27 protein-coding genes are annotated in these 26,687 nt (G+C 66.2%); 17 read left to right on the top strand and 10 right to left on the bottom strand.

The features are described 5' to 3' along the window. Nucleotides 1–174: 174 nt before the first annotated feature. Nucleotides 175–939: a glycoside hydrolase family 16 protein gene (locus AC3A4T_RS20125; RefSeq protein WP_487677007.1), complete on the bottom strand. Its 765-nt coding sequence runs from the start codon at nucleotides 937–939 to the stop codon at nucleotides 175–177. A gap of 606 nt (nucleotides 940–1,545) precedes the next feature. Here AC3A4T_RS20125 and AC3A4T_RS20120 point away from each other — a divergent pair. From AC3A4T_RS20120 to AC3A4T_RS20105, 4 genes are all read left to right on the top strand, one after another. Then, nucleotides 1,546–1,818, top strand: coding sequence for a DUF6289 family protein (locus tag AC3A4T_RS20120; RefSeq protein ID WP_487677006.1), 273 nt, complete (start codon nucleotides 1,546–1,548; stop codon nucleotides 1,816–1,818). 307 nt (nucleotides 1,819–2,125) lie between these two features. Then, nucleotides 2,126–3,151 (top strand): M15 family metallopeptidase, encoded by a 1,026-nt coding sequence (locus AC3A4T_RS20115; protein ID WP_487677005.1) that lies wholly within the window; start codon nucleotides 2,126–2,128, stop codon nucleotides 3,149–3,151. Between the two features lie 72 nt (nucleotides 3,152–3,223). Then, entirely contained in the window at nucleotides 3,224–3,910 is a 687-nt protein-coding gene (locus AC3A4T_RS20110; RefSeq protein ID WP_487677004.1) for a hypothetical protein, read from the top strand. Between the two features lie 603 nt (nucleotides 3,911–4,513). Beyond that, complete coding sequence (locus tag AC3A4T_RS20105; RefSeq protein ID WP_487677003.1) at nucleotides 4,514–5,833, top strand: VOC family protein; 1,320 nt, start codon at nucleotides 4,514–4,516, stop codon at nucleotides 5,831–5,833. A gap of 59 nt (nucleotides 5,834–5,892) precedes the next feature. On the opposite strand, the gene AC3A4T_RS20100 is transcribed toward AC3A4T_RS20105, so the two are convergent. Next, nucleotides 5,893–7,263, bottom strand: coding sequence for an aminotransferase class III-fold pyridoxal phosphate-dependent enzyme (locus tag AC3A4T_RS20100; protein ID WP_487677002.1), 1,371 nt, complete (start codon nucleotides 7,261–7,263; stop codon nucleotides 5,893–5,895). Between the two features lie 105 nt (nucleotides 7,264–7,368). After that, complete coding sequence (locus AC3A4T_RS20095) at nucleotides 7,369–8,592, bottom strand: acyltransferase family protein (protein ID WP_487677106.1); 1,224 nt, start codon at nucleotides 8,590–8,592, stop codon at nucleotides 7,369–7,371. A 42-nt stretch (nucleotides 8,593–8,634) separates the two neighbouring features. Here AC3A4T_RS20095 and AC3A4T_RS20090 point away from each other — a divergent pair, with 42 nt between their 5' ends. The 7 genes from AC3A4T_RS20090 (at nucleotide 8,635) to AC3A4T_RS20060 (ending at nucleotide 15,151) form a co-directional block, all read left to right on the top strand. After that, the gene (locus tag AC3A4T_RS20090; RefSeq protein ID WP_487677001.1) at nucleotides 8,635–9,408 is read left to right on the top strand and encodes a nuclear transport factor 2 family protein; all 774 of its coding nucleotides are present in this window, start codon (nucleotides 8,635–8,637) and stop codon (nucleotides 9,406–9,408) included. Nucleotides 9,409–9,480: 72 nt separating this feature from the next. Further along, on the top strand, nucleotides 9,481–10,578 hold the full coding sequence (locus AC3A4T_RS20085) for a sensor histidine kinase (RefSeq protein ID WP_487677000.1): 1,098 nt from the start codon (nucleotides 9,481–9,483) through the stop codon (nucleotides 10,576–10,578). Further along, nucleotides 10,575–11,339, top strand: a complete 765-nt coding sequence (locus AC3A4T_RS20080; RefSeq protein ID WP_487676999.1) for a LytR/AlgR family response regulator transcription factor — start codon at nucleotides 10,575–10,577, stop codon at nucleotides 11,337–11,339. Before AC3A4T_RS20085 ends, AC3A4T_RS20080 begins: the two co-directional genes overlap by 4 nt. Before the next feature lie 422 nt (nucleotides 11,340–11,761). Next, nucleotides 11,762–12,025, top strand: coding sequence for a hypothetical protein (locus tag AC3A4T_RS20075; RefSeq protein ID WP_487676998.1), 264 nt, complete (start codon nucleotides 11,762–11,764; stop codon nucleotides 12,023–12,025). 202 nt (nucleotides 12,026–12,227) lie between these two features. Then, nucleotides 12,228–13,031: a MipA/OmpV family protein gene (locus AC3A4T_RS20070; protein WP_487676997.1), complete on the top strand. Its 804-nt coding sequence runs from the start codon at nucleotides 12,228–12,230 to the stop codon at nucleotides 13,029–13,031. Nucleotides 13,032–13,068: 37 nt separating this feature from the next. Then, on the top strand, nucleotides 13,069–13,779 hold the full coding sequence (locus AC3A4T_RS20065; protein ID WP_487676996.1) for a response regulator transcription factor: 711 nt from the start codon (nucleotides 13,069–13,071) through the stop codon (nucleotides 13,777–13,779). Further along, the gene (locus AC3A4T_RS20060) at nucleotides 13,766–15,151 is read left to right on the top strand and encodes a sensor histidine kinase (protein WP_487676995.1); all 1,386 of its coding nucleotides are present in this window, start codon (nucleotides 13,766–13,768) and stop codon (nucleotides 15,149–15,151) included. Before AC3A4T_RS20065 ends, AC3A4T_RS20060 begins: the two co-directional genes overlap by 14 nt. Nucleotides 15,152–15,302: 151 nt before the next feature. Here the strand turns inward: AC3A4T_RS20060 and AC3A4T_RS20055 are convergent, their stop codons facing one another. Then, nucleotides 15,303–15,650 carry a cupin domain-containing protein gene (locus AC3A4T_RS20055; protein ID WP_487676994.1) on the bottom strand — a complete coding sequence of 116 codons (348 nt, stop codon included), beginning with the start codon at nucleotides 15,648–15,650 and terminating at the stop codon, nucleotides 15,303–15,305. A gap of 248 nt (nucleotides 15,651–15,898) precedes the next feature. Further along, a complete protein-coding gene (locus AC3A4T_RS20050; protein ID WP_487676993.1) occupies nucleotides 15,899–16,225 on the bottom strand; it encodes a hypothetical protein in 327 nt (108 codons plus the stop codon). A gap of 194 nt (nucleotides 16,226–16,419) precedes the next feature. Between AC3A4T_RS20050 and AC3A4T_RS20045 the strand changes: the two genes are divergently transcribed. Beyond that, complete coding sequence (locus AC3A4T_RS20045; RefSeq protein WP_487676992.1) at nucleotides 16,420–16,878, top strand: hypothetical protein; 459 nt, start codon at nucleotides 16,420–16,422, stop codon at nucleotides 16,876–16,878. Nucleotides 16,879–16,891: 13 nt separating this feature from the next. Here the strand turns inward: AC3A4T_RS20045 and AC3A4T_RS20040 are convergent, their stop codons facing one another. Further along, nucleotides 16,892–17,728 (bottom strand): transglutaminase-like domain-containing protein, encoded by an 837-nt coding sequence (locus AC3A4T_RS20040; protein ID WP_487676991.1) that lies wholly within the window; start codon nucleotides 17,726–17,728, stop codon nucleotides 16,892–16,894. A 52-nt stretch (nucleotides 17,729–17,780) separates the two neighbouring features. Then, nucleotides 17,781–18,785, bottom strand: a complete 1,005-nt coding sequence (locus AC3A4T_RS20035; RefSeq protein ID WP_487676990.1) for a LacI family DNA-binding transcriptional regulator — start codon at nucleotides 18,783–18,785, stop codon at nucleotides 17,781–17,783. 91 nt (nucleotides 18,786–18,876) lie between these two features. Between AC3A4T_RS20035 and AC3A4T_RS20030 the strand changes: the two genes are divergently transcribed. The 5 genes from AC3A4T_RS20030 to AC3A4T_RS20010 all read left to right on the top strand — a co-directional run bounded on the left by AC3A4T_RS20030 (nucleotide 18,877) and on the right by AC3A4T_RS20010 (nucleotide 23,591). Then, a complete protein-coding gene (locus AC3A4T_RS20030; RefSeq protein WP_487677105.1) occupies nucleotides 18,877–19,929 on the top strand; it encodes a sugar phosphate isomerase/epimerase family protein in 1,053 nt (350 codons plus the stop codon). Between the two features lie 27 nt (nucleotides 19,930–19,956). Then, the gene (locus AC3A4T_RS20025) at nucleotides 19,957–21,186 is read left to right on the top strand and encodes a nucleoside permease (RefSeq protein ID WP_487676989.1); all 1,230 of its coding nucleotides are present in this window, start codon (nucleotides 19,957–19,959) and stop codon (nucleotides 21,184–21,186) included. 12 nt (nucleotides 21,187–21,198) lie between these two features. Then, on the top strand, nucleotides 21,199–22,323 hold the full coding sequence (locus tag AC3A4T_RS20020; RefSeq protein WP_487676988.1) for a Gfo/Idh/MocA family protein: 1,125 nt from the start codon (nucleotides 21,199–21,201) through the stop codon (nucleotides 22,321–22,323). A 98-nt stretch (nucleotides 22,324–22,421) separates the two neighbouring features. Then, nucleotides 22,422–23,276, top strand: a complete 855-nt coding sequence (locus AC3A4T_RS20015) for a sugar phosphate isomerase/epimerase family protein (protein ID WP_487676987.1) — start codon at nucleotides 22,422–22,424, stop codon at nucleotides 23,274–23,276. A gap of 15 nt (nucleotides 23,277–23,291) precedes the next feature. After that, a complete protein-coding gene (locus AC3A4T_RS20010) occupies nucleotides 23,292–23,591 on the top strand; it encodes a c-type cytochrome (RefSeq protein ID WP_487676986.1) in 300 nt (99 codons plus the stop codon). A 34-nt stretch (nucleotides 23,592–23,625) separates the two neighbouring features. Here the strand turns inward: AC3A4T_RS20010 and AC3A4T_RS20005 are convergent, their stop codons facing one another. Genes AC3A4T_RS20005 through AC3A4T_RS19995 form a run of 3 tightly spaced genes read right to left on the bottom strand, consistent with a single transcriptional unit; the run spans nucleotide 23,626 to nucleotide 26,674 of the window. Next, a complete protein-coding gene (locus AC3A4T_RS20005) occupies nucleotides 23,626–24,369 on the bottom strand; it encodes a 3-keto-disaccharide hydrolase (protein ID WP_487677104.1) in 744 nt (247 codons plus the stop codon). 41 nt (nucleotides 24,370–24,410) lie between these two features. Then, the gene (locus AC3A4T_RS20000) at nucleotides 24,411–24,989 is read right to left on the bottom strand and encodes a gluconate 2-dehydrogenase subunit 3 family protein (RefSeq protein ID WP_487676985.1); all 579 of its coding nucleotides are present in this window, start codon (nucleotides 24,987–24,989) and stop codon (nucleotides 24,411–24,413) included. Continuing rightward, nucleotides 24,989–26,674, bottom strand: coding sequence for a GMC oxidoreductase (locus AC3A4T_RS19995; RefSeq protein WP_487676984.1), 1,686 nt, complete (start codon nucleotides 26,672–26,674; stop codon nucleotides 24,989–24,991). Before AC3A4T_RS19995 ends, AC3A4T_RS20000 begins: the two co-directional genes overlap by 1 nt. Between the last annotated feature and the right edge of the window lie 13 nt (nucleotides 26,675–26,687).

The raw sequence follows: 26,687 nt of genomic DNA, 5'->3' as shown, positions 1-26,687 counted from the left end.
CGGCCTGGACTTGAGCTTTGGATGCATTCGGCTCGATGCATGCCGCATTGCGGTAAAGACATCGGTGCCTGGCGGACGTCGCCGACCATCGCCGGATGGCTCGCCCCTTCCTACTGCGACGCGACAGCGCGACGCCGCCCCGGGCAGCGCCACGCTGTCGTTTAACGCCGTCGCTCAGAGCCTGCGATACACGCGCACATAGTCCACGTGCATCTTCGCCGGCAACTTGCTCTCGTCGACGTTGAAGCCCGGCCAGTTGCCACCGATGGCGAAGTTCAGCAGCAGGAAGAAGTCGCGATGGAATTCGTCGGTGCCGTTGATGCTGTTCTGGATGTTGGCTTCATGGAACTTGTTGCCGTCGACGTACCAGCGGATCGCATTGGCGTCCCACTCCACCGCGTAGACATGCCAGTCGGCGACGTTGACGGCGGTGTTGCCGCCGTACTGCGCGTAGTTGCCGTTGTGGTCGCGCCAATGAATGGTGCCGTAGCTGCGGTTCTCGTTGTTGATGTGCTCCATGACGTCGATCTCGCCGGAGGCGGGCCAGCCGACTTGCGGCAGGTTGGAGCCCAGCGCCCAGAACGCCGGCCACGCGCCCATGAACGACGGCAACCGCATCCGCGCCTCGATCTTGCCGTACCTGAAGTTACGCACGCCCTGAGTCTTCATGCGCGCGGAGGTATAGCGGAAACCGCCGAAATCCTGGCGCCGGGCGGTGATGACCAGGGCGTTGTTCTCGATCGCGGCGTTCTCGCGCCGGTAATACTGCAACTCGTTGTTGCCCCAACCGCTGCTGCCGTTGCCGGTCTCGAACACCCAGCTCGGGCCGATCGATCCGTTGAACTCGTCGCTCCAGGCCAGCTGCCAGGTCTGCGCGCTGGCGCCGCCGGCGAACATGCAGGCGACGAAGAACAGCATGCCTTTCATAAGCAGTTTCATGACGTCTTATCCTCGTGGGAAAGGGAGTGAATATCGATTCGACCGGACACGGCGCGACGACTCGCGCGCAACGACGCGAGGTGTTCTGCGATATCCGACTGGCCGCGATGAAGCCCGACCGCTTAGGCCGGCTGCTTGGTCCTTGATGAGATTCCGCGGCGTCGCCGAGGTCGAACGCATGCCGCCAGCGACGCGCTCAAGCGTTCGGCAACCGGCCGCGAGGGTGGATCGATCGGCGCATGCGCCGAGGTTTCGCCACCCTTCCGCATCAGTCCCGCGATCGACGCTGTCCTCGCATGACAGCGCTGTCAACCGCTGGTTTGCCGGGCGATTCTTTGCGCGGACGGGTTCACATTCCGGATGTGGGCTGGTTGGTACTAAGTGCTCGCGTTCGCGTAAGCCGTGCTGCACGACAGCACGACGCTGCGCCCGCATCGGCGACGCGGGCTGTGCGTACGCGCGCAGGCTCGCTTGCCTCGATACAAAATTTGCCGAGTCTGCCCGGGTCGCGATTTTGCGCGGCAGTGCCGCTCGAAGCTTTCGCGCGACGGGTAGAAGCGACGTTCCGGCGTGGGCCGGAATCCCAAGGCGCTAAGGAGAGTTCCGATGTTCCGTTTGCACAGGTTGTCCAAGAAGAAGTTGTCGCTGGCGTTGTTCGCCGTCGGCGTGGTCGTGTCGTTCGCCGCGGCCGCCCTGCCCTATCCGAATCCGGGCGAAGCCTATATCCAGACCTATTACTCCGATGCGGCGCGTACCCAGGTGGTCGGCGAGCGTTCCTACGGCCACTGCGGCGAGAATTTCTCCTGGGGTGTCCTGAAGGGCTACTTCACCCTGCGCAAGGTCACTTGCGGAACCGGCGGCCCGGAAGGCGCGAACTGAGTTGTCGGCCGCGGCGCTCGTCGCCACGAGCCGCAACCGAGCCCACCGCATGCGGTGGGCTTTTTGTTTGTCGATCCATGTTTGATCGCGAGCGATCGCCCCATGTCGGCCGAAATGTTCGACGTCGGTTTTCGTCGGCGGCCGGCCCAGACCACATTCGACCGTGACGCAGAACGCACTTTCACGAGCATGTAACCGTTTCCAAGGGTAAGCCCTAGCTGGTCCTGTGCCATCGCGGCACCTGTAATAAGCCACAACCGCTATCACCGCCGCGCACCGGGCGGCACACAGCACAGGAGACCGACTCATGGACAGCGTCAACGGCAGCTCCGGCACCTCAGGCACTTCGGGCACTCACGACAGCCAATCCGCCTCGCTCGGCGCGCAGTCCACGCCGACCCAGGCCGAGACCCAGGAACAGGATCTGCGCGACGCGCTGGCCGAAAATCCCCAGGCGGTGGCCGCGTTGTCAGCGCTGACCGCGAACACCCACTACGCTCAGCTCAGCGTCGAACAGCAGGTGCAGGCACTGGACGCGTTCAACGCCGCGCCCAACCTCGCCACCGCGACCTATCTGCAAGGCGTCGCCGAACAGACCTTGAATCCGCAGGCCACGCCCACCTCGCTGACGCCCGATGCCGGCACGCTGACCCTCGACGGGCAGACCTACAGCATCCGCAACGGCAATCTGATCGGCGCCGACGGCCAGGTCGCCGGCACCATCCGCAACGACGGCCAGGTGCAGCTCAACAACGAAACCACGACGCGCAGCGTCTACGACGACATCAACACCCGCGTGCAGTTGCGCGAGACCAACGCGGCGCAGGAGTTGCAGGATCTGGTCAACCTGCACGCCGCCGATCCCAACGCGCGCCTGGACAACGCCAACATCAATCGCGAAATGGCCCGCCTCGCCACCGACGTGATTTCGCGCGCGCGCATGGAAGGCATGGACATGCGCGTGGTCAGCGATTTCCGCAGCGTCGAGGAGCAGAACGCGCTGTTCGCGCAAGGCCGCACCGCGCCGGGCCGGGTGGTGACCAACGCCACCGGCGGCAGCTCCTGGCATAACTACGGGCTGGCGGTGGACGTGGCCTTCAACAACGCCAACGGTCAACCGAGTTGGCCGGAAAACGCCAACTGGGATCGCTACGGCGAGATCGCGGTTCAGCGCGGACTGGAATGGGGCGGCAACTGGCGCGGGATCAACGACCGTCCGCATATCGAATACCACCCCGGGCTCGGCGCCGGCGAGGCGCGCACCATGCTGCCGGCGTATCGCCAGGGCGGACTGGATCAGGTCTGGAACAACCTCGGGCTCGGCGGACGTTGACGTGGGTCGCCTGACGATGCCGGCGTTCGCGTGGATACTGAAGCCATCCGCGCCGACCGGGACCGCATCGCCATGACCGCAGCATCGCTTCGCCATCGTCGTTTGCGCCTGGCCGTCGCCGCCTGCTTCCTGATCGCGACCGCCGCTTGCGCCGCGCCGCCGCGCGACGGCGTGCCCGCGGTCGACGCCACCGCGGTGCAACTGCCCTCACAGGGCCCGCTGTCGTTTCACCCGCAGCGCGATGAACTGTCCTGGGCGCAGGGCCGCGACTGGCATCGGCTGGATCTGAGCACTGGCCGCGGCGAACGCTTTCACGCCGAGGCCGAGATCGCCGATCTCGCTTACGCCGACGATGGCGCGCTGTGGCTCGCCGCCGGTGCGCCGCAGCGTTGGCTGCAAGGCCGGCGCACTTGCCGCGGCGACAACGCCGATCTCAGCCGCGCGTTCGGCGCCGACCGCGACGGCATGCGCATGGCCAGTTACGGCCACGACGACACTCAAGGACCGATCCGCCATCAATACTGGTTCGATCCGCAATGCCGCGTGCGTCGCGACAGTCTCGCGCCGTTGCCGGCCGGCCTGACCGACAGCGCCGCCGATCCGGGCGAATCGCCCGGCGCGGGCGACGCGCTCGCGGCCAAGCTGCGCAACACCGCGCAGCCGAGCGCGGACGGCACCGTCGCGGTCTCGCGCGACGGCCGCTGGCGTGTGGTCGAACGCGGCGGCGAACGAAAACTCGAGCGCGTCGGTCCGGGTTAAGTCCGCAGCCGGCTGCCGCCAGGCGCATCGGCGCGACGCGAGCGATCGCATTCGCGGCGGCTGCGACGTGTCCGGCCAAGACTGACGGCTCATACAACGACAGGGCTGGAACTTCGCGCAATTTGAACGATCGCGGCGGTCATCGCGGCGCGTCCACGCACCGAACGCCGTCGCGCCTCGGCTGAATTCGGCAGTCTGCGCGGGCGGGCGTGGCACATCGGGCCGTGGCGGAACTCATGCATGAAATCGCGACTTATCGCGAATCCGATCACACGCCAAAAGGACGGCCATTTAATTTTTCCGCTCAAGCGGCGACGGCTTCGAATCGCGCATCGCCGCGGCGGCACAAGCCGCGTGCGATGCCGATGCATCGCATGCGTTATCTGTCGCGCTGACTCAGAGCAGGCTGATCGCAATCACCGTTATCGTCGCATCGGCCGTCGGCATTCGCGCGCGCGACGGTCGCCGAGAGGTCGAGCACGCGCGGACGCCTCGCCGCCAAGCCTTGCTCACGCAAGGTTACGGCACAGGCATTCGATGGGTGGCTGACGCCCGGCTCGACTCGATGTCATCGCTACTCAAACCACAGGATGGATCACCGACATGAAGCTCGATTCGCCACAATCGTCTTGTCTGCGCACCCCCGTCGATATCGGCCAGTTCTGGAAACTGGCCGACGATCTGCAAGGCAGGACCGTCGAACACGCCAAGGACATGTTCGCCTTCGTCGAAACCGCCAGCCCGGACCGCTTGTTCTCGTTGCTGGTGCAGTACCGGTATTTCACCGTCTACTACATCTGCGACATCGCGCTGCTGATCGCGCGCCTGCAACCGGGCCGGATGCGCAGCTTTCTCGCCGACATTCTGCTCGACGAACTCGGCGGCGGCGATCACACCCAGGCCCATCCGGAGTTGTACGACCGCTTTCTGGCCAGCCTGGGAATCGAACATTCCTCGCTCGACGGCATGGCGCTCGCCGACAACATCGCCTTGCTGGAAACCGCGCGGGCGAAGTTGATCGCGCCGGAAAACACCAGCGCCTACGGCATCGGCCTGCGCGGGATGGGCGGCGAATGCGTATGCCAGATCTACCTGGCCCGCTTGTACGAGCATCTGATCCTCAATCCGTACATTCGCGAACGCACGGCGAGCATCAACTGGACGTTCTGGGAACTGCACATCGGCGAGCACGACATCGCGCATCGCGAGAACCTGCGCAAACTCATCAGCGACGAAGTCGCCGGCATGGACGGCGACAGCGTGGCGGCGCTCGAAGCCGGCTTCCGCGACAGCATGACCGCGTGGTCGGCGTTCTGGCAGAACATCCACGACGAGGCGACGCGGCCGGCGGATCAAGCGTCGAACCCGCGCGCGGACATCGGCGAGGTGGCGCTCGGCCCGGTCGTCGACGATCGCGACGCGGACGCCGACATCCGTCAGTTCCATCTCGCGATCGGCGTGCACGACCTGCAGCAGGCGCGGCAGTTCTATTGCGAGGTGCTCGGCGCCAAACAGGGGCGCTCGACCAAGAACCTGATCGATCTTGACTTCTACGGCCATCACCTGGTGATCCATCAGACGCCGCAGGACGCGGACAACACCGACAACGCGTTCGGCTCGGCGTTCTATGGCGAAACCGTGCGTGTCCCGCACTTCGGCATGAACCTCAACTGGCGCGACTGGAGTTCGCTGGCCGATCGGATCAAGTCGATGGACTACGCCTTCATCGACCCGCCGCACGTGCGCATGCGCGACCTGCCCGGCGAGCACGCGACCATGTTCCTCAACGATCCCAGCGGCAATTCACTGGAGTTCAAGGCGTTCCGCAATCACGACGAAGTGTTCTCGGTGATCTTCTCCAACAGCACCCGCGACATCTTCGGGTTGGATTCGCTGGTGGCGAAGGCCGCCGCGGCGGCCTGACCGCGAACGGACCGCTGCATCGAAGAGGTCCCGAGCAGTTCGGGGCCTCTTTGTTTCCGCTACGCGACCGCGTATCGATCGGTCACGGCCAACGCCTCATCGATGATGGCCAGCCCCTGGCGCAGGTCGTCCTCGCTGATCGTCAGCGGCGGCACGACATGGGTTCGATTGAAATGGGTGAAGGGCCACAGGCCGCCCTGCCTGCAGGCGGCGGCGAACTCGGCCATCGGCCGGTTGTCGGCGCCCGCGGCGTTGTACGGCACCAGCGGCTCGCGGCTGGCGCGGTCGCGGACCAGTTCGATCGCCCAGAACATGCCGACACCGCGCACCTCGCCGACCGAGGGATGCCGCTGCTTGATCGCCTCCAGCGCGGGCGCGATGAGTTCGTCGCCGAGCCGGCGCACGCGCTCGATGATGCCTTCGTCCTGGTAAACGTTGATGCAGGCCACCGCGGCCGCGCAGGCAAGCGGATGTCCGGAGTACGTGAGTCCGCCGGGGAACACCTTGGTGGCGAAACTCTCGGAGATGCGCTCGCTGATGATCACGCCGCCGAGCGGCACGTAACCGCAGTTGACGCCCTTGGCGAAGGCGATCAGGTCCGGCACCACGCGCCAGCGGTCGATCGCGAACCATTCGCCGCAGCGGCCGAAACCGGCCATCACTTCGTCGGCGACCATGACGATGCCATGCCGGTCGCACAACTCGCGAACGCCCTGCAGATAGCCGTCGGGCGGCACCAGGATGCCGTTGCCGCCGACGACGCTCTCCAGCACGATCGCCGCCACGGTGTGCGGACCTTCGACCATCAACACATCGGCCAGATGGGCCAGGGCGCGATCGCGCTCCTGCTCGGGCGAGGACGAATAAAAGGCCGAGCGGTACGGATACGGCCCCCAGAATTTGACCGCGCCGGACGCCCCCGGCTCGGCGCCCCAGCGACGCGGATCGCCGGTCAAGGCCAGGGCGCCCGCGGTGGCGCCGTGATAACTGCGATAGGCCGACAGCACCTTGTGCCGGCCAGTGTGATGACGGGCGATGCGCACGGCGTTCTCGATCGCCTCGGCGCCGCCGCTGGTGAAGAACACCTTGTTGAGATCGCCGGGCGCGACCTGCGCGATCAGCCGCGCCGCTTCGGCGGTGGCCTCGTTGGCGTGATACGGCGCGAGCGTGCACAGCTTGTCGGCTTGCGCCTTGATCGCTTCGATCAAGCGGGGATGTTGATGGCCCAGATTGACGTTGACCAGTTGGCTGGAGAAATCCAGCCAGGTCGTGCCGCTCTCGTCCCAGAAGCGGGAGCCGCTGGCGCCGGCGACCACGACCGGATCCAGCGAGGCCTGCGCCGACCATGGATGGAACACGTGGGCGCGATCGTTGCGATACGCGGCCGATCTGGCCTGAGCCTGTGCGTCGTGGTCGCTGTCTGTCGTCATGCCGTCGCTCCGGATGGGCGGAATGGATGGCCGTCAGGGCGGATCGTCAATGCGTCGCGGCCGATCGGTTTGTTCGGCGGCAGCGATCCAGGCCCGCGGCCAGAATTACAGTGACCGATCCGGCGCGCAAGCCGGATTGGATGCGACCGACGCCGCTCGATCGTCACGCTGATCGTCACGCCGATCGATGCGCGCCGCCGCGCGCCTGCGGGCCAGCAACCGATCGCGCAGCCGCAGGAACGGCCGTTCCACGCCGTAATGCAACAGCGCGGCGGCGGCCAACGCGGCGACGCCATAGGCGGCGAAGGCGACGATGCCGCGCCCGGCCAATACCTCGCCGAACGCTTCGTCGACTACATGGAACATCGCCTTGTGCACCAGGTACAGGCTGTACGAGGTGGCCGCGAGCCAACCGGCCCCGGGAATCGCCCAGCGCCCGATCCAACTGCCGCGGCTGGCGCCGGCGAACACCAGCAAGCCCAGGCCGGCCGACAGCACCGGCCAGCCGATCGCATTGCCGAGCAAGCCGGTGCGAACGTGAAACAGCTCGAACGCAAGCGCGACCACGGCCAGGCCGAGCAACAAGGCGATGTTGGCGTGAGCCTGCGCGCGCCGCCACGTGTGCGGGCGGAACGTCTTGAGCGTCGCCAGCACCACGCCCGCGAGCAGGCCGTCGAGCCGGTTCCAGGTCGGGTAATAAATGTCCTCGACGAACCAGTTGCGCCGCGCCGCATTGACCGGCCCTTCGACCGCGGCATCGTGCAGCCAGACACCGGCGCGCAAGGCCACCCCGGCCAGCACCACGCCGACGCAGATCGCGACGAACGCCGTCTTCGAAGGCCGCCGCGTCAGCCACCACGCCAGCAGCGGGAACACCAGGTAGAAATGCTCTTCCACGCACAGCGACCAGGCGTGCGAGAACGCCTTGTTGTCGCCGTAGTCGATCAGCAGATTGAGGGTGAAGCTCAAGAACTTCCACGCCGGCTCCAGGCCCGGCGCTTCGCGGAATCCCGGCACCCACATGTAGATCGCCAATACCGCCAGAAACGCCGGCAGGATGCGGAACGCACGACGCAGGTAGAAACCGCCGAACGACAGACGCTCGCCGCGCGCGAGCGGCGCCAGCACCTGCGAGCCGATCAGATAGCCGCTGAGCACGAAGAACAGGTCGACACCCATCCAACCGTAGCGCGACAGCCAGGCGTAGTCCTCGCCCAGGCCGCCGACCACGTAGGAATGAAACAGCATCACCCAGACCACGGCGATCGCCCGCAGCAGATCGAGTCCGGGCAGGCGTACCGCCTCGCCGGCCGGCTCCGGCGTTTGCAGGCGCGCTGCGTCGATGGGTGCGTCCGCCACGAGGGTCGTCCTGTGCAGGAATCAAACCGGAACTGTAACGGACCCGGCGCGGTTGCGAATCGGCGCGTCGCCGAATCGTGCGCGGGTCGCGGCGAAGCGGTGGTTGCGTTTTCGAAACGCTCGGCGCTCCTGGCCAAGCCGCCTTGTCCCCCGGTTCGCCGCATCCAGCCACCGGCTGGCCGCAGCGCGCGCGCTCGCCGCGGCGCGCGGCGCTTACATTCCGCTGCACCCTTGCAACCTGTCGAGGTTCGTATGAAAGCGTTGTCGATTCTGCTCGCCTGCCTGCTGTCGCTGCCCGTGTCCGCGTCCACTTCCGCGTCCACCTCTGCGCAAGCGCCGTCGCCCCAGCACGAGGCGGGGATCCGCTCGGTGATCGAAGCGTTCCGGGCGTCCATCGTCGAAAAGGACAAGGCGCGCTTCGTCGCGCTGTTCGTGCCCGCGCCGGTCACCTGGCAATCGGTCGACAGCGACGAGATGGTCGAACGGATGCGCAAGCAGCACCCTCGGGCGGCCAAGACCCGCTTCAATCCGGACAGCACCTATCTGAGCTTCATCGACAGCATCGTCAACGACCCCAAGCGGATCGAGGAGACCTTCGATCGCATCCGCATCGACAGCGACGGCGATATCGCATCGGTCGCTTTCGACTACCGGTTCGTCGTCGCGGGCGTCGAAAGCCATCATGGCCAGGAAAACTGGCAGTTGCTGCGCACCGACCAGGGCTGGCGGATCGCTTCGGTGATCTGGTCCATGCGTCCGTCGCGCAAGGCGAGCGGCACTCGATGACGCGGTTGCCGCCTGGATCGGCGGACCTGATGGCATCATGATTTCAAACCCAGCCGCCGGGGCACCGAGTCGATGAACCAAGCCGGGGATAGCGACATTGAACCGCTGTCGTCGCCGCCGTTCTGGCTGCCCGTACTGGCGGGCCTGCCGATCGGCCTGTGCCTGATCGTGATGGCCCTGCCGGTGCTGGGCCACGGCCACGCCACCGCCTACCGGACCTTGTACCTGCTCGCGTTCCTGATGTGGGTCGTGCCGCTGACCGCGTTGCAGCGCGCGTTGTGGCGCCGGCGGACGCCGCTGTGGGCCATGGCCTTCGCGCTGCTGGCGACGACTTATCTGATGTCGCTCGCGAACAACGCCCTCGGCGCCGCGCTGGCGGTGATCGCCGGCTGGGAGTCGGCATCGGATTTCGAATGGACCGGACTGTTCAGCGGCCTGGATGGCTGCTGGCTGGCCTTGATCGCGTTCTGCGCGATCCACGCAGTGGTGGCGTACTACGCCCAGCTGAAACAGGAGCAGCACCGGCGCCTGCACATGACCGCGCTGGTGCGCGACGCCGAATTGCGCGCGCTGCGTTATCAACTGCGCCCGCACTTCCTGTTCAACACGCTCAACGCCATCTCGGCCCTGGTGGCCGAGAACCGCAATCGCGAGGCCAACGACATGATCGTCCGGCTCGGCGACTTCCTGCGCGCCACCCTGGATGGATCGCAGGGCCACGAGGTCGCCCTGGCCGACGAACTGGCGTTGACCGAGACCTATCTGGAGATCGAGAAAGCGCGCCTCGGCGAGCGCCTGCGCCTGAAATGGCAACTGGGACCGGATCTGCTGCGCGCGCGCGTGCCCTGCCTGCTGCTGCAACCGCTGGTCGAGAACGCCATCCATCACGGCATCGCGCGCCGCACCGCCGCCGGCGAACTCGATATCCGCATCGCCCGCGAGGGCGACCGGCTCTGCCTGCGCCTGAGCAACGACACCGAACCGACGCCATCGGCCGATGCCGCGCCGCGCGCCAGCGCCATCGGCCTGCGCAATATCCAGGAGCGCCTGGAAAAGCTCTACCCCGGCGAACACGGCTTCGAGGCGGGTCCGCGCCCGGACGGCGGTTTCGAAGTGCGGGTGAGTCTGCCGTTTCGTGAAGCCTCCAGCGTGCAGGACGCCGCAGCATGATCCGCGTCGCGGTGATCGACGACGAACCGCTGGCCCGCAGCGGCGTGATCGTGCGGCTTGCACGGCAGGCCGATGTGGCGGTGATCGGCGAATACGGCGATGGCGCCGCCGCGCTCGCCGGTTTGCGCGAACTGCGGCCCGACCTGGTGTTCATCGACGTGCGCATGCCCGGGCTGTCCGGACTCGATGTGCTCGCCGCCCTGCCCGCGCACGAGCGCCCGATGGCGATTCTGCTGACCGCCTACGAAAGTTTCGCCGTGCGGGCCTTCGAGCTGCGCGCCGTCGACTACCTGCTCAAGCCCATCGACGACGAACGCTTCGCCGAAGCGCTCGATCGCGCGCGCCAGGCGCTGGCGTGGCGAACGTCGATGCCACCGGCGCCCGCGGCCGCCGAGCCGAACCCACCCAGCCGCTGGCTGACCCGCTTCTGCGTGCGCGTGGGCCGCAAGACCGTCTACCTCGCCGCCAGCGAGGTGGAATGGATCGAGGCCGACGGCGACTACGCCACCCTGCATGCCGGCGACAAGACGCATCTGCTGCGCGAATCGCTGCAACGGCTGTGCGAGCGTCTCGACCCCGCGCTGTTCATGCGCGTGCATCGTTCCGCGATCGTCCGCATCGACTGCGTCACCGAGCTGCAGCCGCTGGCCAACCGCGACGCCATGCTGCGATTGCGCAGCGGCACGCCGCTGCGCGCGAGCCGCACCTATATCGAGCCCTTGCTCGGGCGGCTGCGTGGTGAGCCGGACCCCCAATCGTAGCTGCCGGATTCCGGCGGCAAGTCGAACCTGGAGTAGCCATCGTCGCGAAAGTCTCGTGCAACCTCCCGGCAACCAACCCCACGGCACAGACCAATCGCAACGATGCCGAAGAACCGAATGCGTCGAGCGTCGCTTGCTTGAGAAACCTCGGTTCCGGCCTCGCTCGTCCGCCTTGGACGAACACGCCCGCATGCCCAGCCGGACCGCCGCGCGAACCGGACTGGGCGGGTCCATTGAACCTTGGTCGCAGTGCCCGGCAAGTACGAGCGGCGCGGATCCTGTGCTAGCGTCGCCTTTCCCGATAATTCCGGAGGCCGCCGCCGCTTCCGGAGGGGTCGCGTCATCGCGATACGCGAGGGTTGCGCGTGCTGTCCGACCGATGAGGGGAACGACCGGGGCGGCTTTCAACGGAGGGATAAGGCATGAAGGGATGGATTGCAAAAGGCGCCGTGTTGGCGGTGTTCGTCGGTGCGATGGTGTCGGCCATGCCGGCCGCGGCGGAACCGAGCTACGAATGCACGCTGGCGCACGAAGGCGAGTTGTTCCAGGTCGCGTACGATCACCCGGTCGATCCGGGCTACCTGTACCAATGCCGCGGCGCCAACTGGCGCCTGGTCGGAATCTGCAGCCAGAGCCAGGGTTGCCCGCCGGCGCCGGACCCGGGTGGTCCGATCGTAGAGATGTAAGGATTGCTCGCGTCCGATGGACGTGGCTATTCGAGGCGGGGCCCAGGCATGGGTCCCGCCTTTTTCATGCTCGCTCGGCGGCGATGCACGGCGCATGCAAGCCGCGTCCGATTCTGAATCGTCGATCGCGCGCGCCCTCAGCGTAAGTCCGCAGTAAGAAGGCGCCGGCAACACTGCGCGCCCTCCCCCATGAGTCCGGACCATGCTGAAGTTCTTCCCGCTCGCCTTGTTGTTCGCCGCGCCCTCGATGGCGATGGCGCAATCCGCGACCAGCAGCGTCGACCTGCTCGCCGAGGAGGTCGACGATCGCTGGGATCTCGGCCTGGCGCTGTCGGTCAACGACAGCCCCTACGCCGGCGAAGGCGCGCGCGCGCGGCCGTTTCCGCTGATCGGCTACGAAGGCGAGCGCCTGTTCTGGCGCGGCCTGTCGGGCGGCGTGCATGCCCTTCGCGGCGATGTCTTCAACCTCGACGTCATCGTGTCAGGCCGTTTCGACGGCTTCGACATCGACGACCTCGGCCGCCGCGAGCTGGCGGCGAACGGCCTCGACGCCGATCTGCTCGACGATCGCGACGACGGCTTCGACGTCGGCCTCGCTGCCAGTTGGAAGGGGCGCGCGGGAGAATTCAAACTGCGCGCATTGGCCGATGCCAGCGACACCCACGACGGCTACGAATTCACCGCCGACTACGCCTACCCGATTCATCTCGGCCGCACCACGCTGGTACCCAGCATCGGCGCGCGTTGGCTGTCCAAGGACCTGGCGAACTACTATTACGGCACCCTGGACAGCGAAGTCGCGCGCGGTGTGACCCTGTACCGGCCGGGATCGGCGGTGATTCCGCAAGTCGGCGTGGCGCTGTTGCGGCCGCTCGGCGAGAAATGGCGGTTGTTCGGATCGATCGACTACAAGCTCCTGCCCGACGAGATCAAGGACAGCCCGCTGATCGATCCCGACGTCAGCGGCGAGGCCGGCCTCAAGATCGGCATCAGCCGCGGTTTCTGAGCTATCGAGCGCCGTCCACGCCCCTGTCGGAAAGCCCATGTCGCCAAGCACCCGCAAACTGCATCACCGGATCGCGCTGGTCGAAGACCACGCGCGCCTGGCCGATCTGGTGACGCGAGGGCTGGCCGGCGCGGGCATCGCGGTCGACGCTTTCGCCACGCTCGAATCGGCCTGGCACGGCATCGGCGAGCGCGAATACGCGGTCGCGGTGATCGATCGCGGCATGCCCGACGGCGACGGGCTCGGCCTGGTGCGGCGCATGCGCGACGCGCGGATTCTGACGCCGTGCCTGATGCTGACCGCGCGCGATGCCTTGCGCGATCGCGTCGACGGATTGGACGCGGGCGCCGACGACTACCTCGCCAAGCCCTTCGCCATGGAGGAATTGATCGCGCGCGTGCGCGCCTTGATGCGCCGGCCGACGCAGATCAGCGACACGCGGCTGTCGTACCACGGCGTCAGCGTGCAGCCCGAAGCCGGCCATATGCTGTGCGGCGACCAGCACGTGAGCCTGGCGCCGGCGGAACTGCAGATCATGATCTGCCTGGTGCGCGCCGGCGGACAGGCGGTGCGCCGGGCGACCCTGGAAGCGGCCGCCTGGGGCGTCGGCGAAGCGGTCACGCCGAACGCGTTCGACGTCGCCCTGCACCGCTTGCGCAAGAAACTCGCCGCGATCGACGCCGACCTGGCCCTGGTCAACCTGCGTAGCTACGGCTACGCGCTGAAGGCCGGCGATGCTGCCGCGTAGCCTCACCGCGCGGCTGATGCTCGCCAGCCTGGGCGGGCTGCTCGCGGCCGCGATCGCGGGCGCGGCGTTCGTCTGGCTGCAGTTCTGGCCCGCCTCGCCCGCCAGCACGGTGCGCGCGGAACTGCGCGGTGAACTCGGCGATATCGAGGAAGGATTCCGGGTCGATGCGGGCGGACGCGCGCGCGTCGTGCTCGATCATTACGACGCGGCCACTTACGACGCCATGACCAAGGACGCCGCCTACCTCGTGTTGAACGATGCGGGCGATGAAGTCGCCCGAAGCATCGACGGCGCCGCGCTCGTCGGCCTGCGCGCGGCGCCGCGCGGCGCGCGCGCGCTCACCCTGCCCGGTAGCGACGCGACGGTGCGCTTGCAGATCGGCGAAGGCCATGCGACGCGCGCAGGCCATCGCTACCTTATTCGCATCGCCCGCAGCGAGCGTCTCGTCGTCACGCTCAACACCTTCGCCGGCGAAAAATTCATGCGCGGCGCGATGGTCACGGCGGGGTTCGCCTTGTGCACCTTCGCCCTGGTGGTCTACTTCACGATCCGTCGCATGGTCCGGCCGCTGCGGCGCGCGTCGGCGGTGGCCGCGCGGCTGGAACCGGGCAACATGTCCGAACGCCTGCGCACCACGGGCGTGCCGAACGAAATCGTGCCGCTGATCGACGCCTTCAACTCCGCGCTGGGCCGGCTGGAGCGCGGCTTCCGCGTGCAGCAGGATTTCCTGGCCTCGGCCGCGCACGAACTCAAGACCCCGCTGGCCCTGCTGCAGGCCGAGATCGAACTGGGCGGCGCCGCCGACAAGGACGCGCTGCTGCGCGACACCGCGCAGATGGCGCGTATCGTGCATCAGCTGTTGCATCTGGCCGAAGTCAGCGAAGGCCAAAACTACCGGTTCGAACCGGTGCAGCTGCGGATCGAGATCGGCGAGGCCGTCGATTATCTGCAGCGCTTGGCCGCGCAACGCGAGGTGTTGCTGCGGCTGGACGGCGCAACCACCGACAACGCGGTCGAAGCGGACCGCGGCGCGGTATTCGTGCTGGCGAAGAACCTGCTCGAAAACGCATTGCATCACTCGCCTCCCGGCTCGACCGTGCACGTGCGGGTCGAGCCGGACGGTTTCCAGGTAAAGGACCAAGGGCGCGGCGTGGCGCCCGAGAACATCCCGCACCTGTTCGAACGGTTCTGGCGCGCCGACAAACACAACAGCGACGGCGCCGGGCTCGGTCTGGCGATCTGCGAAGAAATCTGCCGGGCGCATGGTTGGCGGATTCGCTACGAAGGTGCGGGTGCGGGTGCGGGCTTGGACGCGGGTGCGACCGGCGCGCGCTTCGTCGTGACGACTGTCGCGGGTGGAGCGCTGGATTAGCGGACCTCGCGGCCGATGCGCAACGCCGCCATTCCGAAAGCATGCGGGATTGTCGACAATACGAGCTTGCCATCGCCCGGCCCGCGATATTCACTCTCGCGCCTTACGGTCGCGGCTTGTGTCCATCCGGCAATGACGGCTGCGGCGATCTTTAGTCCTGCTTCTTCCCCGCCGACAACGGCTCGCCTTCGTCGTCATAGGCCGGCGGCGAATAAATATTGACCGTCTTCAGCGCGGTCCGACCGGTGTTTCGTATCTCATGCCGCTCACCGCGTTCGATCACGATCAGACTGCCGGGCCCGAGTCGCTGGCGATGGCCTTCGACGATCGCCACACCACTGCCCGCGACCACATACAGCCATTGGTCCGCGCCGCGATGGCGATTGTCGAGCCCGCCCTCGCTGTCGCCCGGCGCGATGACCATTTCCGCCGCCTGCACCCGACGCACCTGGAACGCAACCCGAAAGCCTTTACCGAAACGGAATCGCTTGTGCTTCATGCCCGGCTCCATCGATCGTGGATCGCGGGCCAGAATGCGCGGCGCGGCGTTAACGCCGCACGCAGGGGATGTGAAGAAGCGCGCGGAGGTTTTTCATGGCCGGTCTGGACCATGTCCAGCCGCACGATCGAAACAGCGAAAATTTGCGATCTGGCGATCCGCCGCGCACGGCCGGTCGTCGCGTTCAAGGCTGACACCGCACGCCAGCCGGACCTAAGAACGCCGTCAGTACAATCGCCTTCCCAGCCTCACTTGACGAACTGCATCTCAAGCAACGCCCCGGTCTTCACATCGACCCGGGCGATATAGCCCACGTCGAGATAGAAGCTCAAAGGATCCTCGCCCGCGATGCTGTACACCACCAGATGGTCGTCGTCGCGCGGGAAATGCGCCAGGTCGAGGTCGCTCCAAAGCACGGTGCGATCCAGATCGAGCGCGAGAATGGAGGGTTCCCCGTCGTCGGGCAGGAACGTCACGATCACCGTATCGCCGATGAGCGCCGCATCGTGAATGTGTCGACCGAAGTCCCACTCGCTGCCGTTGACGATGATGGTTCTTCTGATGGGGATCTTCATGCTGGGCCTGTCCATGGATGGCTGGCGCGGGAACTGCGTCGCCGACGAATGCGCCCCGCAATCGTAGTTCACTGACGGCGGAGGTCGGGCGATCTCGAGCGAACTGCCCCACACCGCGCACCGACCGCCAGTCCACGCGACCCAAGCCGTGGGCCGTGCTACAACTACCCATCATCCAGCGCAAAGGACCCGCCATGGCCCGCTATCCCAGGATCGACCAACCCTGCCCGCTCGACGCGACGGCCCGCGGCCGCATCGACGGCCACTGCGGCCAGTGCGGCAAGACCGTGCATTGCCTGGACGCGAACAGCGATGCCGAGCGCGCGGCATTGTTGCGGCAAGCCAGCGGCCCGATCTGCGTTTCGTATCGATTGGCGATGGGCACGGCCTTGGCCCTGGCGATCGCCGCGCCAGCCGCCGCCACTTCGGTGGACGCCAACGCAGCAGCCGCATCGTCGCAGGCCGCGCCCCTGACTTCGCCCAATGCCGCGTCGCAGGCGCAAACGCCGGTAGCGCCCGAGACGCTGGTCGAGCCCGACCTGCGGATGGTGTTCGTCGGCGGCATCAGCCGGCCCGACGAAGCCGAATGGATCGACGACGATCACGAGCTGCCGGAGCTGCCGATGCGGCGCGAACCGCCGCCGCGCGAATAGGCGCTCGCGACACTCAGTTCGCGGCGCGGTCCTCGTCCAATACCCCGAACGCATCCTCGATACGCAGGCCGGCGATGGCCTGCATCGCTCCGCGCAGACTGTCCGGATCGCCATCGCCGACCACCAACGCAAGGTGGCCGGCGTCGAATTCGCCCATACCGGCGTCGTAACTGACCCAGCGTTCCCCGTTCCAGGCCTGCACCCACATATGCGGCCCGAACGCGTTAGCGCGGCCGACGAAGCGACTGCCGTAGGCCAGGCCGGCGACCACCCGAGCCGGTATGCCGCGCGCCCGTGCGGCCGCGGCGAGCAACAGCGCGTACTCGGTGCAATCGCCTTCGCGCCGCGCCAAGGCCTCGCGCGCGCTGTGATAGCCGCTGTAAACCACGGGTCCGGACAGATGCGCCTGCACCGCCGCAACCAGGCGGCGCATGCGTGCATCGACGCTGCCACCGCCGGCGGCGCGGGCGAACCCCCTCACCGCGCGATCGTCACTCTGCAGCCACGGCGTGGGCGCGAGGTAACTCCTCAGCGCTTGCGCGTCGGGTGCGGTTTCGCGGCCGCAATCCTTGCAGACGGTCACCTCCAGCCCATCGGACCGGCGCACCGCGATTTGCTCGCCGGTCCGCGGCCACGACCAGCCCACCGCGCCATCGCGCTCGCCGAGCCGGTAACGGATGGTGCCGTGACGCGCCGCCGGCGACAGCCGGTACGGCGACGGCACCAGCATCGCCTGGATCTGCGCCTTGAGCTTGAACTCGGACGCGGCGCTATCCACGGCGCCGGCTTCGCCCACCCAACCCGAAGCCAAGATCAGCAACGCGCATAGCAGAATTCGCTTCGACTTCATCCACCGCCTTCCCAGCGTTCTCGTTATCTCCAAGTCGAGCGCGCGCCCCGTCTCACGCCGCGGGCGCGGCGGTCGACCCACGCAGCATCAAGCTGAAATCCAGTGTCTGTTGATGCGGCACTTCCACTGCCTCGATGATGGCGAGCAGCAGGTGGACGGCGCGCACGCCGATCTCGCGCATCGGCTGGCTGATCGTCGTCAACGGCGGGGTGAGATAGCGCGACGATTCAAGGTCGTCGAAACCGACGATCGAAAAATCCTGCGGCACGCGGATGGCCAGATCCCTGCACGCGGCGAGAACGCCCAGTGCCATCTGATCGCTGAAACAGAACGCGGCGGTTGGCGCGGATGCCTGGCTCAGCAGTTTTTTGGCAGCCACATAACCGGATTCAACCGAAAAGTCGCCCGGGGCGATCGTCAGCAGACGCAAACGACCCTTCGCTCTGGCCGCGGCCTTGGCGCCTTCCAGCCGTTGTCGATGCAAGGGGTTGTCGGGCGGGCCGCCCACCACGGCGATCCGCTCGTGCCCCAATCCATACAGATGCTCCATCGCGACGCGCGCGGCGGCGGCGTTGTCGATGTGGACGCTGGGAATGCCCAGCGCCGGGTCGAATTCGCATCCGTTGACCACCGGCGCGGTAACGCCGAGCCGCTTGACGATCTCCTGCGCCGTCGGCGGAAGCCGATGCCCCAGCACGATCAGGCCGTCCGCTTCGTTGCGGGGAAGCATCTGCGCGTAGCGTTCTTCGCGCTCCGGTCGGTTCTGGGTATCGCCGAGCAGCACGGCGTAGTCGGCGGCCTGCGCGGCTTCTTCCGCGCCCTTGAGGATCTGCGCGAAGAACGGATTGGCGATGTCCGGAACCGTGACCAGGATCTTGCCGCTGCGCTGGGTCTTGAGCGTCCTGGCCACCGTGTTGGGGACATACGCCAGCGCGGCGGCCGCCTCCTCGATGCGCTTGCGCGTGGCCGGCAACACCTTGTCCGGACGGGAGAGCGCGCGCGACACGGTGCCGGCCGAGACACCGACGTGTTTAGCGATGTCGTAGATGGTCGCCATGACTCAGCCGCAGGTCCTGCGATGCAGTGCACAACGCGTGTCCCGGGGACCCCATGCTAGGATTGCAATCGATTGCATTGGGCGGGTTACCGTGAAAACACTCAAGGGTCCAGCGCTGTTCCTCGCGCAGTTCATCGATGACAAGCCTCCGTTCGATCGGTTGGACACGTTGGCCGAGTGGGCGGCCGGGCTTGGCTATTGTGGGGTACAAGTGCCGACCAGCGCGCCCCACCTCTTCGATCTCGCCCAAGCCGCGCGCAGTCAGGCCTACTGCGACGATATCGCCGGCACGCTGGCGCGGCACGGCATCCAGATCACCGAGCTGTCCACGCACCTGCAAGGTCAGCTGGTCGCCGTCCATCCAGCCTACGACATCTTGTTCGACGGTTTCGCCCCGCCGGAAAAACGCGGCGATCCGGCCGCGCGACAGGCCTGGGCCGTCGAACAGCTGACACTGGCCGCCAAGGCCAGTCAGCGCCTGGGACTTAGCGCGCATGCCACGTTTTCCGGTGCGCTGGCCTGGCCTTACTTCTATCCCTGGCCGCAACGGCCGAACGGGTTGGTCGAGGAAGCCTTCGCCGAACTCGGTCGCCGCTGGCGCCCCATTCTCGACGCCTTCGACGACTGCGGCGTGGACCTGTGCTACGAGATCCACCCCGGCGAAGACCTGCACGACGGCGCGACCTTCGAGCGATTTCTCGACGTCGTCGATCAGCATCCGCGCGCGAAGATCCTGTATGACCCCAGTCACCTGCTGCTCCAGCAGATGGATTACCTGGGCTTCATCGACCGCTATCACGAGCGGATCGGCATCTTTCACGTCAAGGACGCCGAATACCGCGCCAGTGCGCGCAGCGGCGTGTATGGCGGCTACGAGAACTGGATCGATCGTCCCGGACGATTCCGCTCGCTGGGCGATGGCCAGATCGATTTCAAGGCGATCTTCTCCAAGCTGGCCCAGTACGACTTCCCGGGCTGGGCGGTGCTGGAATGGGAGTGCTGCCTGAAGCATCCCGAAGACGGCGCGCGCGAGGGGTCCGCCTTCATCCGCGACCACCTCATTCGCGTCACCGAGCGCGCCTTCGACGATTTCGCCGACAGCGGCGCCAGTGCGGAAACGATGCGCGGCATGCTGGGGATTTGATCCGACACCCACTTGGGAGGGGAAGTCATGACGTTCACCATGTCGCGCCTGAGCGCGATGATGTTTCTTCAGTTCTTCATCTGGGGTGCGTGGTTCGTGACCCTGGGTACGTACCTGGTGCAGGGGCCGCTGCAAGCCAGCGCCAGCCAGGTGGCGACGGCGTTCCTCAGCCAGTCCATCGGCGCCATCGTCGCGCCGTTCCTGGTCGGACTGATCGCCGACCGCTACTTCGCCGCGCAACGCATCCTCGCGGTGCTGCACTTGGCCGGCGCGGTGCTGATGTGGCAGGCCTCCACGGCGACCAGCTTCGGCGCGTTCTCGGCCTGCGTCATGATCTACATGCTGCTGTTCATGCCCACATTGGCGCTGGTCAACAGCATCGCGATGCGGCATATGCAGGCGCCCGAAAAGCAGTTTCCGCCCGTGCGCGTCGCCGGCAGCATCGGCTGGATCGTCGCTGGCGTGCTGATCGGCTGGCTGGGCTGGGAGCAGGCCCATCGGCTCGAACTCACGTTCCAGATGGCCGCGGCGGCCTCGCTGGCTCTCGGTCTGTATGCGCTCACCCTTCCGAGCACACCGCCGCTGGAACAGCAACGCAACGCCAAGCTCGGACAGATCCTGGGCCTGGATGCGCTGCGCCTGTTGAAGTCGCGTTCGTACCTGGTGTTCTTCCTGGCCTCGATCGCGATCTGCATCCCGCTGTCGTTCTACTACAACTTCACCAACCCGTATCTCAACGACCTCGGCGTGCGCGGCGCGGCGGGCCTGCAGTCGCTCGGCCAGGTGTCCGAAGTGCTGTTAATGCTGGCGATGCCGTTCCTGTTCGCGCGGCTGGGCGTCAAGACAATGCTCGCGCTGGGCATGGCGGCGTGGGTGCTGCGCTATGTCCTGTTCGCCTACGGCGACGCCGGCGCCGGGTTCGCGCTGCTGGTGGGCGGCATCGTGCTGCATGGCATCTGCTACGACTTCTTCTTCGTCACCGGTCAGATCTATACCGATGCCCATGCGGGCCCCGCATCGCGCAGCAGCGCGCAGGGCTTCATCACCCTGGCCACCTACGGCGTCGGCATGTTGATCGGCAGCTTCCTGTCCGGCGCGATCGTCGAGCACTACACCACGGCGGCGGGCCGCGACTGGCAGCAGATCTGGCTGTTCCCGGCGGGCGTGGCCCTGGTCGTGCTGGTGGCCTTCGTGTTCCTGTTTCGCGAACGGACGGCCGCCGTGCCCGACGCATCGTCCGCGCCATCCGCGCACTGAGGGTTCATACCGATGAGCAAGCTTGGAGTCGCCATCGTGGGTGCCGGGATGATCGGCGAGGTGCATCGCCGCGCGGCGATTCTGGCGGGCGCCAACGTCAGGGGCGTGAGCGCATCGTCGCCTGAGCGCGCCACCCAGGTCGCATCAGCCTGGGATGTTGCGCGCGCCTATCGCGATATCGAAGAAGTCGTCGCGGACCCGCAGGTGCAGGTCGTGCACGTATGCACGCCCAACCACCTGCATCGCGCGATGGCGCAGGCGGCGCTGGCGGCCGGCAAGCACGTGATCTGCGAAAAGCCGCTGGCCACGACACTCGAAGATGCCAAGGCCCTCGCGGCGTTGGCCGCATCCACCGGCCTGACGGCCACCGTGCCCTTCGTCTACCGCTACCACCCGGTCGTCCGCGAGGCGCGCGCGCGCATCGCCCACGGTGAACTGGGGCCGCTGCGCCTGATTCACGGCAGCTACCTGCAGGACTGGTTGATGGATCCCGCCAGCAACAATTGGCGCGTTGATCCGAAACTGGGCGGCGCCTCGCGCGTGTTCGCCGACATCGGCTCGCACTGGTGCGATCTGGTGGAATGGGTCAGCGGCGAGCGCTTCGCCGAGGTCAGCGCCGCATTCGAAACCGTGATCGCCGAGCGAGGCGCGGCCACCAGCAAGAGCTTCGCCGCCGCAACGACGGACGGCGGGATGCATGCGGTATCGAGCGAAGACGTCGCAGCGGCGATGTTCAAGACAGGAAGCGGCACGCTCGCCTCATTGACCGTCAGCCAAGTGTCGGCCGGGCGCAGGAATCGCCTCTGGTTCGAGATCGACGGCGCCAAGGCCAGCGTGGCGTTCGACCAGGAAGACAGCGAGCGATTGTGGATCGGCTTGCCCGATCAGCGCGAAGAAATCTTCGTGCGCGGCCCGGGCGCGGGAAGTTCCGAGCAACGCAGGCTCTCGGTGCTGCCGGTCGGCCACGCACAAGGCTACGGCCACTGCTTCGAGGCCTTTGTCGCCGACACCTATAGCGCCATTGCCTCCGAACGCCCGGAAGGGCTGCCGACCTTCGATGACGGGCTGCGCTCGGCCTTGATCGTCGATCGCGTCATCGCATCGGCCAGAACACGCGTCTGGACACCCATCGATTGAACGACAGCGAAGCGCGTCGGTCCGCCCGACGCCGCAGGTACAGCGCCACTTGAGTCATTACTTGTCCATCGTCATCACAATCCCGGAAGGAAACCATGATGATCGCCACCCCACGCAGCATCGCGGCCGCCGTACTTCTCTTGCTCACCGCCTTGCCCGCCTTCGCGCAGACCACCAAGCCCCAAGCCAAGCCCATCGCGGTGCAGATGTACACACTGCGCAACATCGCCTCGCTCGAGGAACAGCTGAAGATCGTCCACGACGCCGGCATCCACGCCGTGGAGACCGTCGGCACGCAGAACGCGTCGGCCAAGGACCTCAAGCAGCTTCTGGACAAGTATTCGATCAAGGTCGTTTCGACCCACGTGCAGTTGTCCGATCTGCGCAGCGACCTCGACAAGGTGGTGGCGTTCAACAAGTCGATCGGCAACATCGTGCTGGTGGTGCCGTATCTGAAAAAAGAGGAGCGTCCGACCGATGCCGCCGGCTGGACCGCATTGGGCCAGGAACTGGGTGAGATTTCGAACAAGGTCCGGGCCAAGGGCATGACGCTGGCCTATCACAACCACGACTTCGAGATCGTCGACTTCAACGGCAAGACCGGCCTTGAACTCATGTTCGAAAGCGCCGGTCCGAAGCTCGAAGCCGAACTCGACCTGGCCTGGATCGCGCGCGCGGGCTACGACCCGGCCGCGTTGCTCGGCAAGTTCCGTGGGCGTGTGTACGCGGTACACGCCAAGGACAACGCGCCGTCAGGTCAGGCCAAGGAAGAGGACGGTTTCGCCGCCGTGGGCAAAGGCGTGCTGAATTGGAATGCGATTCTTCCCGCCGCCGCAGGCGCCGGCGTGCAGTGGTACATCATCGAACACGATCATCCGCTCGATCCGGCCGCTGTCATCAAGACCGGCGCGGCCTACCTCAACCAGCACCTGCCCGCGGGCGCGGGTCGTTAGTACCGAGGAAAGCCCATGTTTAAATTCATTCCGATAGCGGCCCTGCCCTTGTTCGCCGCGGCGATCGCGGCCGCGCCCGCCACCGCGCAGGATGCCGCGGCAGGCGCCAAGCTCTATGCCGCCAACTGCTCGGCTTGCCACGGTCCCGACCGCGCGGGTATCGCGGGAACGTTTCCCGCCCTGACCGACGTGAATAAGCGGCTCGACCCGAAGCAGATCAAGGAAAAGATCCAGAAAGGCGGCGGACTGATGCCGCCGTTCGCGCAACTGTCGGAAAAGGATATCGACGACATCGCGGTCTTCCTGAAACAGTAAGACGCGGGCGCGGAGGTCGCTCCGCGCCTGTCGCTCACAACTCGCGCACCCAGACGTTGCGGAAGCTGACCTTCGAATCGTGATCCTGTAGGTAGATCGGCGCGCAGCCATGAGGCGAGTACGAAGGCGCTCCGATGTATTCGGTCTTGCCCGACAAGACGGTGTCGTTCTGCACGAGAACACCGTTGTGCAAGACGGTGATGCGGGCGGGCGAAACGAGACCGCCACCGTCCGAGAAGCGCGGCGCCTTCCAGATAACGTCGTACGCCTGCCATTCGCCCGGCGCGCGCGATGCGTTCACCAGCGGAATGGCCTGCTTGTAGATCGAAGCCGCCTGGCCGTTGGAATAGGTCGGGTTGTCGTAGCTGTCGAGCACCTGCAGCTCGTAGATTTCCTGCAGGAAAACTCCGCTGTTGCCGCGGTTCTGGCCGTCGAATCCTTGGGTCTTCGCCGGACTGCGCCATTCGATATGCAGCTGGATATCGCAGAAGCGCTTCTTGGTGCGGATCCCCTTGCTGCCGGGCACCACGGTGAACGCGCCGTCGGCTACGGCCCAGGGCGCTTCGCCGCCCTGCTCGCTTTCCCAGGCCGACAGATCCTTGCCGTCGAACAACACCACCGCGTCGGACGGCGCGGCGTCCTTGGGCGTGGCGACGGCCACGGGAACCGGCTTCCAAGCTTCGGTTTTGGCCGGGTCGCGCTGCTTGTCGCCTTGTGCCTGCGCGAACGTGGGCGTTGCGGCCAGCACGCACAAAGCCATCAAAATCGGTCTGGTCATCATTCCCCCAAGAAGAGCGGCTCGAGCACGTCGAAGCGTTATCAGTTGGTCGCCCACGCGGGCGTGCCCGGCTCGTAGGCGACGTTGCCGTCATAGCGGCCCGGCACGGCGACGTAATGCAGCGCCTGTGTCGCTCCCACCTTGGAGGTGAAAAATCCGAAGAGAACGAGCTGCTTGATCATCGCGAAGTAATGCAGTTTCACCGAAGTCGGATTGGCGCCTCCGGTGGCCACTTCTGTCGCGTTGCGCTGCTTTCCGGCTTCGGCATCCAGGACACGCAGCAATTCCGTGCGGGCCTGGGGCGTCAGCGACATGTAGTCGCCGCCCGCGCGCTGGTCGATATCGGCCAATCCCTTGCGGAAGACCGTCCGATACTCGGGCGTGTAGCAATCGCTCACGAACTGCGCCATGAACAGGCCCACGCCCGCATCCTTGGCGCCAGGCGTCTTGGTGCGCGGCAGGATGGTTTCCGCGATCTCGTCCAGCTTGGCCACTTCGGCCGCGGAAAAAACCGTCGTCCCGTTCGCGACCGGCGCCTGTCCATAGACGAACGCCGGCAGGCCGATCATGGCCGCGCCGGTGGCGGCGGCGATCATCTTCAAAAGCTCACGACGTTCCATCACAAGTTCCCCGCCTTGAGTTCGCGCGCCGCATGATCCGCCGCCCGCGCCGTCAGCGCCATGTAGGTCAGCGACGGATTCACGCAGGCACTGGAGGTCATGCAGGCCCCGTCGGTCACGTAGACGTTCGGCGCATCCCAGACCTGATTATGCATGTTGAGGACCGAATTCTTCCGATCGCGGCCCATGCGCGCCGTGCCCATTTCGTGGATGCCCATGCCGGGGGCGTAGTCGCCCTTGTGCACCTTGACGTTCTTGACGCCGGCGGCCTCCAGCATTTCGGCCGCATCCGCGCCCATGTCCTTGCGCATGGCCAATTCGTTCTCGCGCAGGCTCACATCCATCGCCAGCACCGGCAGACCCCACTTGTCCTTGCGCTTCGGATCGAGGCTGATCGCGTTGTCGTGATACGGCAGCATCTCGCCAAAACCCGTCATGCCGATGGACCAATCCCCCGGTACGCTCAACGCGTCCTTCAGGTCGGCGCCGATGCTGAGTTCGGCGATATCGCGCGACCAGCCGGTGCGGCTGGCCGAACCCTGATAACCGAACCCACGCACATAACCGCGCTTGTCGCCGCCGAGGTTGCGGAAACGCGGGATGTAGAAGCCGCACGGGCGGCGGCCGAAGTAGTACTTGTCTTCGTAACCCTCGACCATCCCGGCGGCGCCGACGCGGAAGTGATGATCCATGACGTTATGCCCCAGCTCGCCCGAAGACGAGCCCAGTCCGCCTTCCCACACATCGGTGGCTGAGTTCATCAGCAGCCAGGTCGAATTGAAGCTCGATGCGTTGAGGAAGATGACGTCGGCCGTGTATTCATAAGTCTGGCCGTTCTCCGCATCGATGATTTCGACCCCGCGTGCCCGCTTGCGGTCCTTGTCGTAAAGCACTTCCTTGACGATCGAGAACGGGCGCAAGGTCAGGTTGCCCGTCTTCATCGCCGCCGGCAGCGTCGCCGACTGGGTCGAGAAGTAAGCGCCGTACGGACAACCCAGGATGCACTTGTTGCGGTACTGGCAATTGACGCGGCCCTGCTCGAGCTTGGGCTGAGTGATGTTCGCGGTGCGCGAGTGGATCAGATGGCGGGTGCCGCCGAAGGCTTTCTTTATCCGCGCCGCCACGTCCTTTTCGACCACGTTCAACGGGATGGGCGGCAGGAACTGACCGTCGGGCAGCACGTCCAGCCCCTCGACGGTGCCGGCGATGCCCGCGAATTTCTCGACGTGGTCGTACCATGGCGCGATGTCGGCGTAACGGATCGGCCAGTCGGTGGCGATGCCATCCTTGAGGTTTGCTTCGAAATCCAGATCCGACAGGCGATAACTCTGCCGGCCCCACATCAGCGAGCGGCCGCCGACGTGATAACCGCGGAACCAATCAAAGCGCTTGGTTTCGGTGTAGGGACTATCCTTTTCGTTGGCCCACATCCCCATCGTGTTTTCGGCCAGCGCGTAGTCGCGCATCAGCACCGGGAAGTCCGCCTTCATCGCCTGGGTCGGCCGGTCGCGATGCGGGAAGTCCCACGACTCCTTCATCGCGTTGACGTAGTCCTTGACGTGTTCGATGTTGCGGCCGCGTTCCAGCATCAGGACCTTGAGCCCCTTTTCGGTCAGCTCCTTGGCAGCCCAACCGCCACTGATTCCCGATCCAACGACAATGGCGTCGTAGTGATTGTCTGCCATGGGTGTTTACCTA

It is taken from the genome of Lysobacter sp. Soil_N_51 (assembly GCF_057655755.1).
This window is presented reverse-complemented; position numbering and strand designations above follow the sequence as displayed.

Excerpts from the sequence above, each read along its gene's own strand:
- AC3A4T_RS20125 (WP_487677007.1), bottom strand. The coding sequence starts at position 939 with ATGAAACTGCTTATGAAAGGCATGCTGTTCTTCGTCGCCTGCATGTTC.
- AC3A4T_RS20120 (WP_487677006.1), top strand. The coding sequence starts at position 1,546 with ATGTTCCGTTTGCACAGGTTGTCCAAGAAGAAGTTGTCGCTGGCGTTG.
- AC3A4T_RS20115 (WP_487677005.1), top strand. The coding sequence starts at position 2,126 with ATGGACAGCGTCAACGGCAGCTCCGGCACCTCAGGCACTTCGGGCACT.
- AC3A4T_RS20110 (WP_487677004.1), top strand. The coding sequence starts at position 3,224 with ATGACCGCAGCATCGCTTCGCCATCGTCGTTTGCGCCTGGCCGTCGCC.
- AC3A4T_RS20105 (WP_487677003.1), top strand. The coding sequence starts at position 4,514 with ATGAAGCTCGATTCGCCACAATCGTCTTGTCTGCGCACCCCCGTCGAT.
- AC3A4T_RS20100 (WP_487677002.1), bottom strand. The coding sequence starts at position 7,263 with ATGACGACAGACAGCGACCACGACGCACAGGCTCAGGCCAGATCGGCC.
- AC3A4T_RS20085 (WP_487677000.1), top strand. The coding sequence starts at position 9,481 with ATGAACCAAGCCGGGGATAGCGACATTGAACCGCTGTCGTCGCCGCCG.
- AC3A4T_RS20080 (WP_487676999.1), top strand. The coding sequence starts at position 10,575 with ATGATCCGCGTCGCGGTGATCGACGACGAACCGCTGGCCCGCAGCGGC.
- AC3A4T_RS20075 (WP_487676998.1), top strand. The coding sequence starts at position 11,762 with ATGAAGGGATGGATTGCAAAAGGCGCCGTGTTGGCGGTGTTCGTCGGT.
- AC3A4T_RS20070 (WP_487676997.1), top strand. The coding sequence starts at position 12,228 with ATGCTGAAGTTCTTCCCGCTCGCCTTGTTGTTCGCCGCGCCCTCGATG.
- AC3A4T_RS20065 (WP_487676996.1), top strand. The coding sequence starts at position 13,069 with ATGTCGCCAAGCACCCGCAAACTGCATCACCGGATCGCGCTGGTCGAA.
- AC3A4T_RS20060 (WP_487676995.1), top strand. The coding sequence starts at position 13,766 with ATGCTGCCGCGTAGCCTCACCGCGCGGCTGATGCTCGCCAGCCTGGGC.
- AC3A4T_RS20055 (WP_487676994.1), bottom strand. The coding sequence starts at position 15,650 with ATGAAGCACAAGCGATTCCGTTTCGGTAAAGGCTTTCGGGTTGCGTTC.
- AC3A4T_RS20050 (WP_487676993.1), bottom strand. The coding sequence starts at position 16,225 with ATGAAGATCCCCATCAGAAGAACCATCATCGTCAACGGCAGCGAGTGG.
- AC3A4T_RS20045 (WP_487676992.1), top strand. The coding sequence starts at position 16,420 with ATGGCCCGCTATCCCAGGATCGACCAACCCTGCCCGCTCGACGCGACG.
- AC3A4T_RS20040 (WP_487676991.1), bottom strand. The coding sequence starts at position 17,728 with ATGAAGTCGAAGCGAATTCTGCTATGCGCGTTGCTGATCTTGGCTTCG.
- AC3A4T_RS20035 (WP_487676990.1), bottom strand. The coding sequence starts at position 18,785 with ATGGCGACCATCTACGACATCGCTAAACACGTCGGTGTCTCGGCCGGC.
- AC3A4T_RS20025 (WP_487676989.1), top strand. The coding sequence starts at position 19,957 with ATGACGTTCACCATGTCGCGCCTGAGCGCGATGATGTTTCTTCAGTTC.
- AC3A4T_RS20020 (WP_487676988.1), top strand. The coding sequence starts at position 21,199 with ATGAGCAAGCTTGGAGTCGCCATCGTGGGTGCCGGGATGATCGGCGAG.
- AC3A4T_RS20015 (WP_487676987.1), top strand. The coding sequence starts at position 22,422 with ATGATCGCCACCCCACGCAGCATCGCGGCCGCCGTACTTCTCTTGCTC.
- AC3A4T_RS20010 (WP_487676986.1), top strand. The coding sequence starts at position 23,292 with ATGTTTAAATTCATTCCGATAGCGGCCCTGCCCTTGTTCGCCGCGGCG.
- AC3A4T_RS20005 (WP_487677104.1), bottom strand. The coding sequence starts at position 24,369 with ATGACCAGACCGATTTTGATGGCTTTGTGCGTGCTGGCCGCAACGCCC.
- AC3A4T_RS20000 (WP_487676985.1), bottom strand. The coding sequence starts at position 24,989 with ATGGAACGTCGTGAGCTTTTGAAGATGATCGCCGCCGCCACCGGCGCG.
- AC3A4T_RS19995 (WP_487676984.1), bottom strand. The coding sequence starts at position 26,674 with ATGGCAGACAATCACTACGACGCCATTGTCGTTGGATCGGGAATCAGT.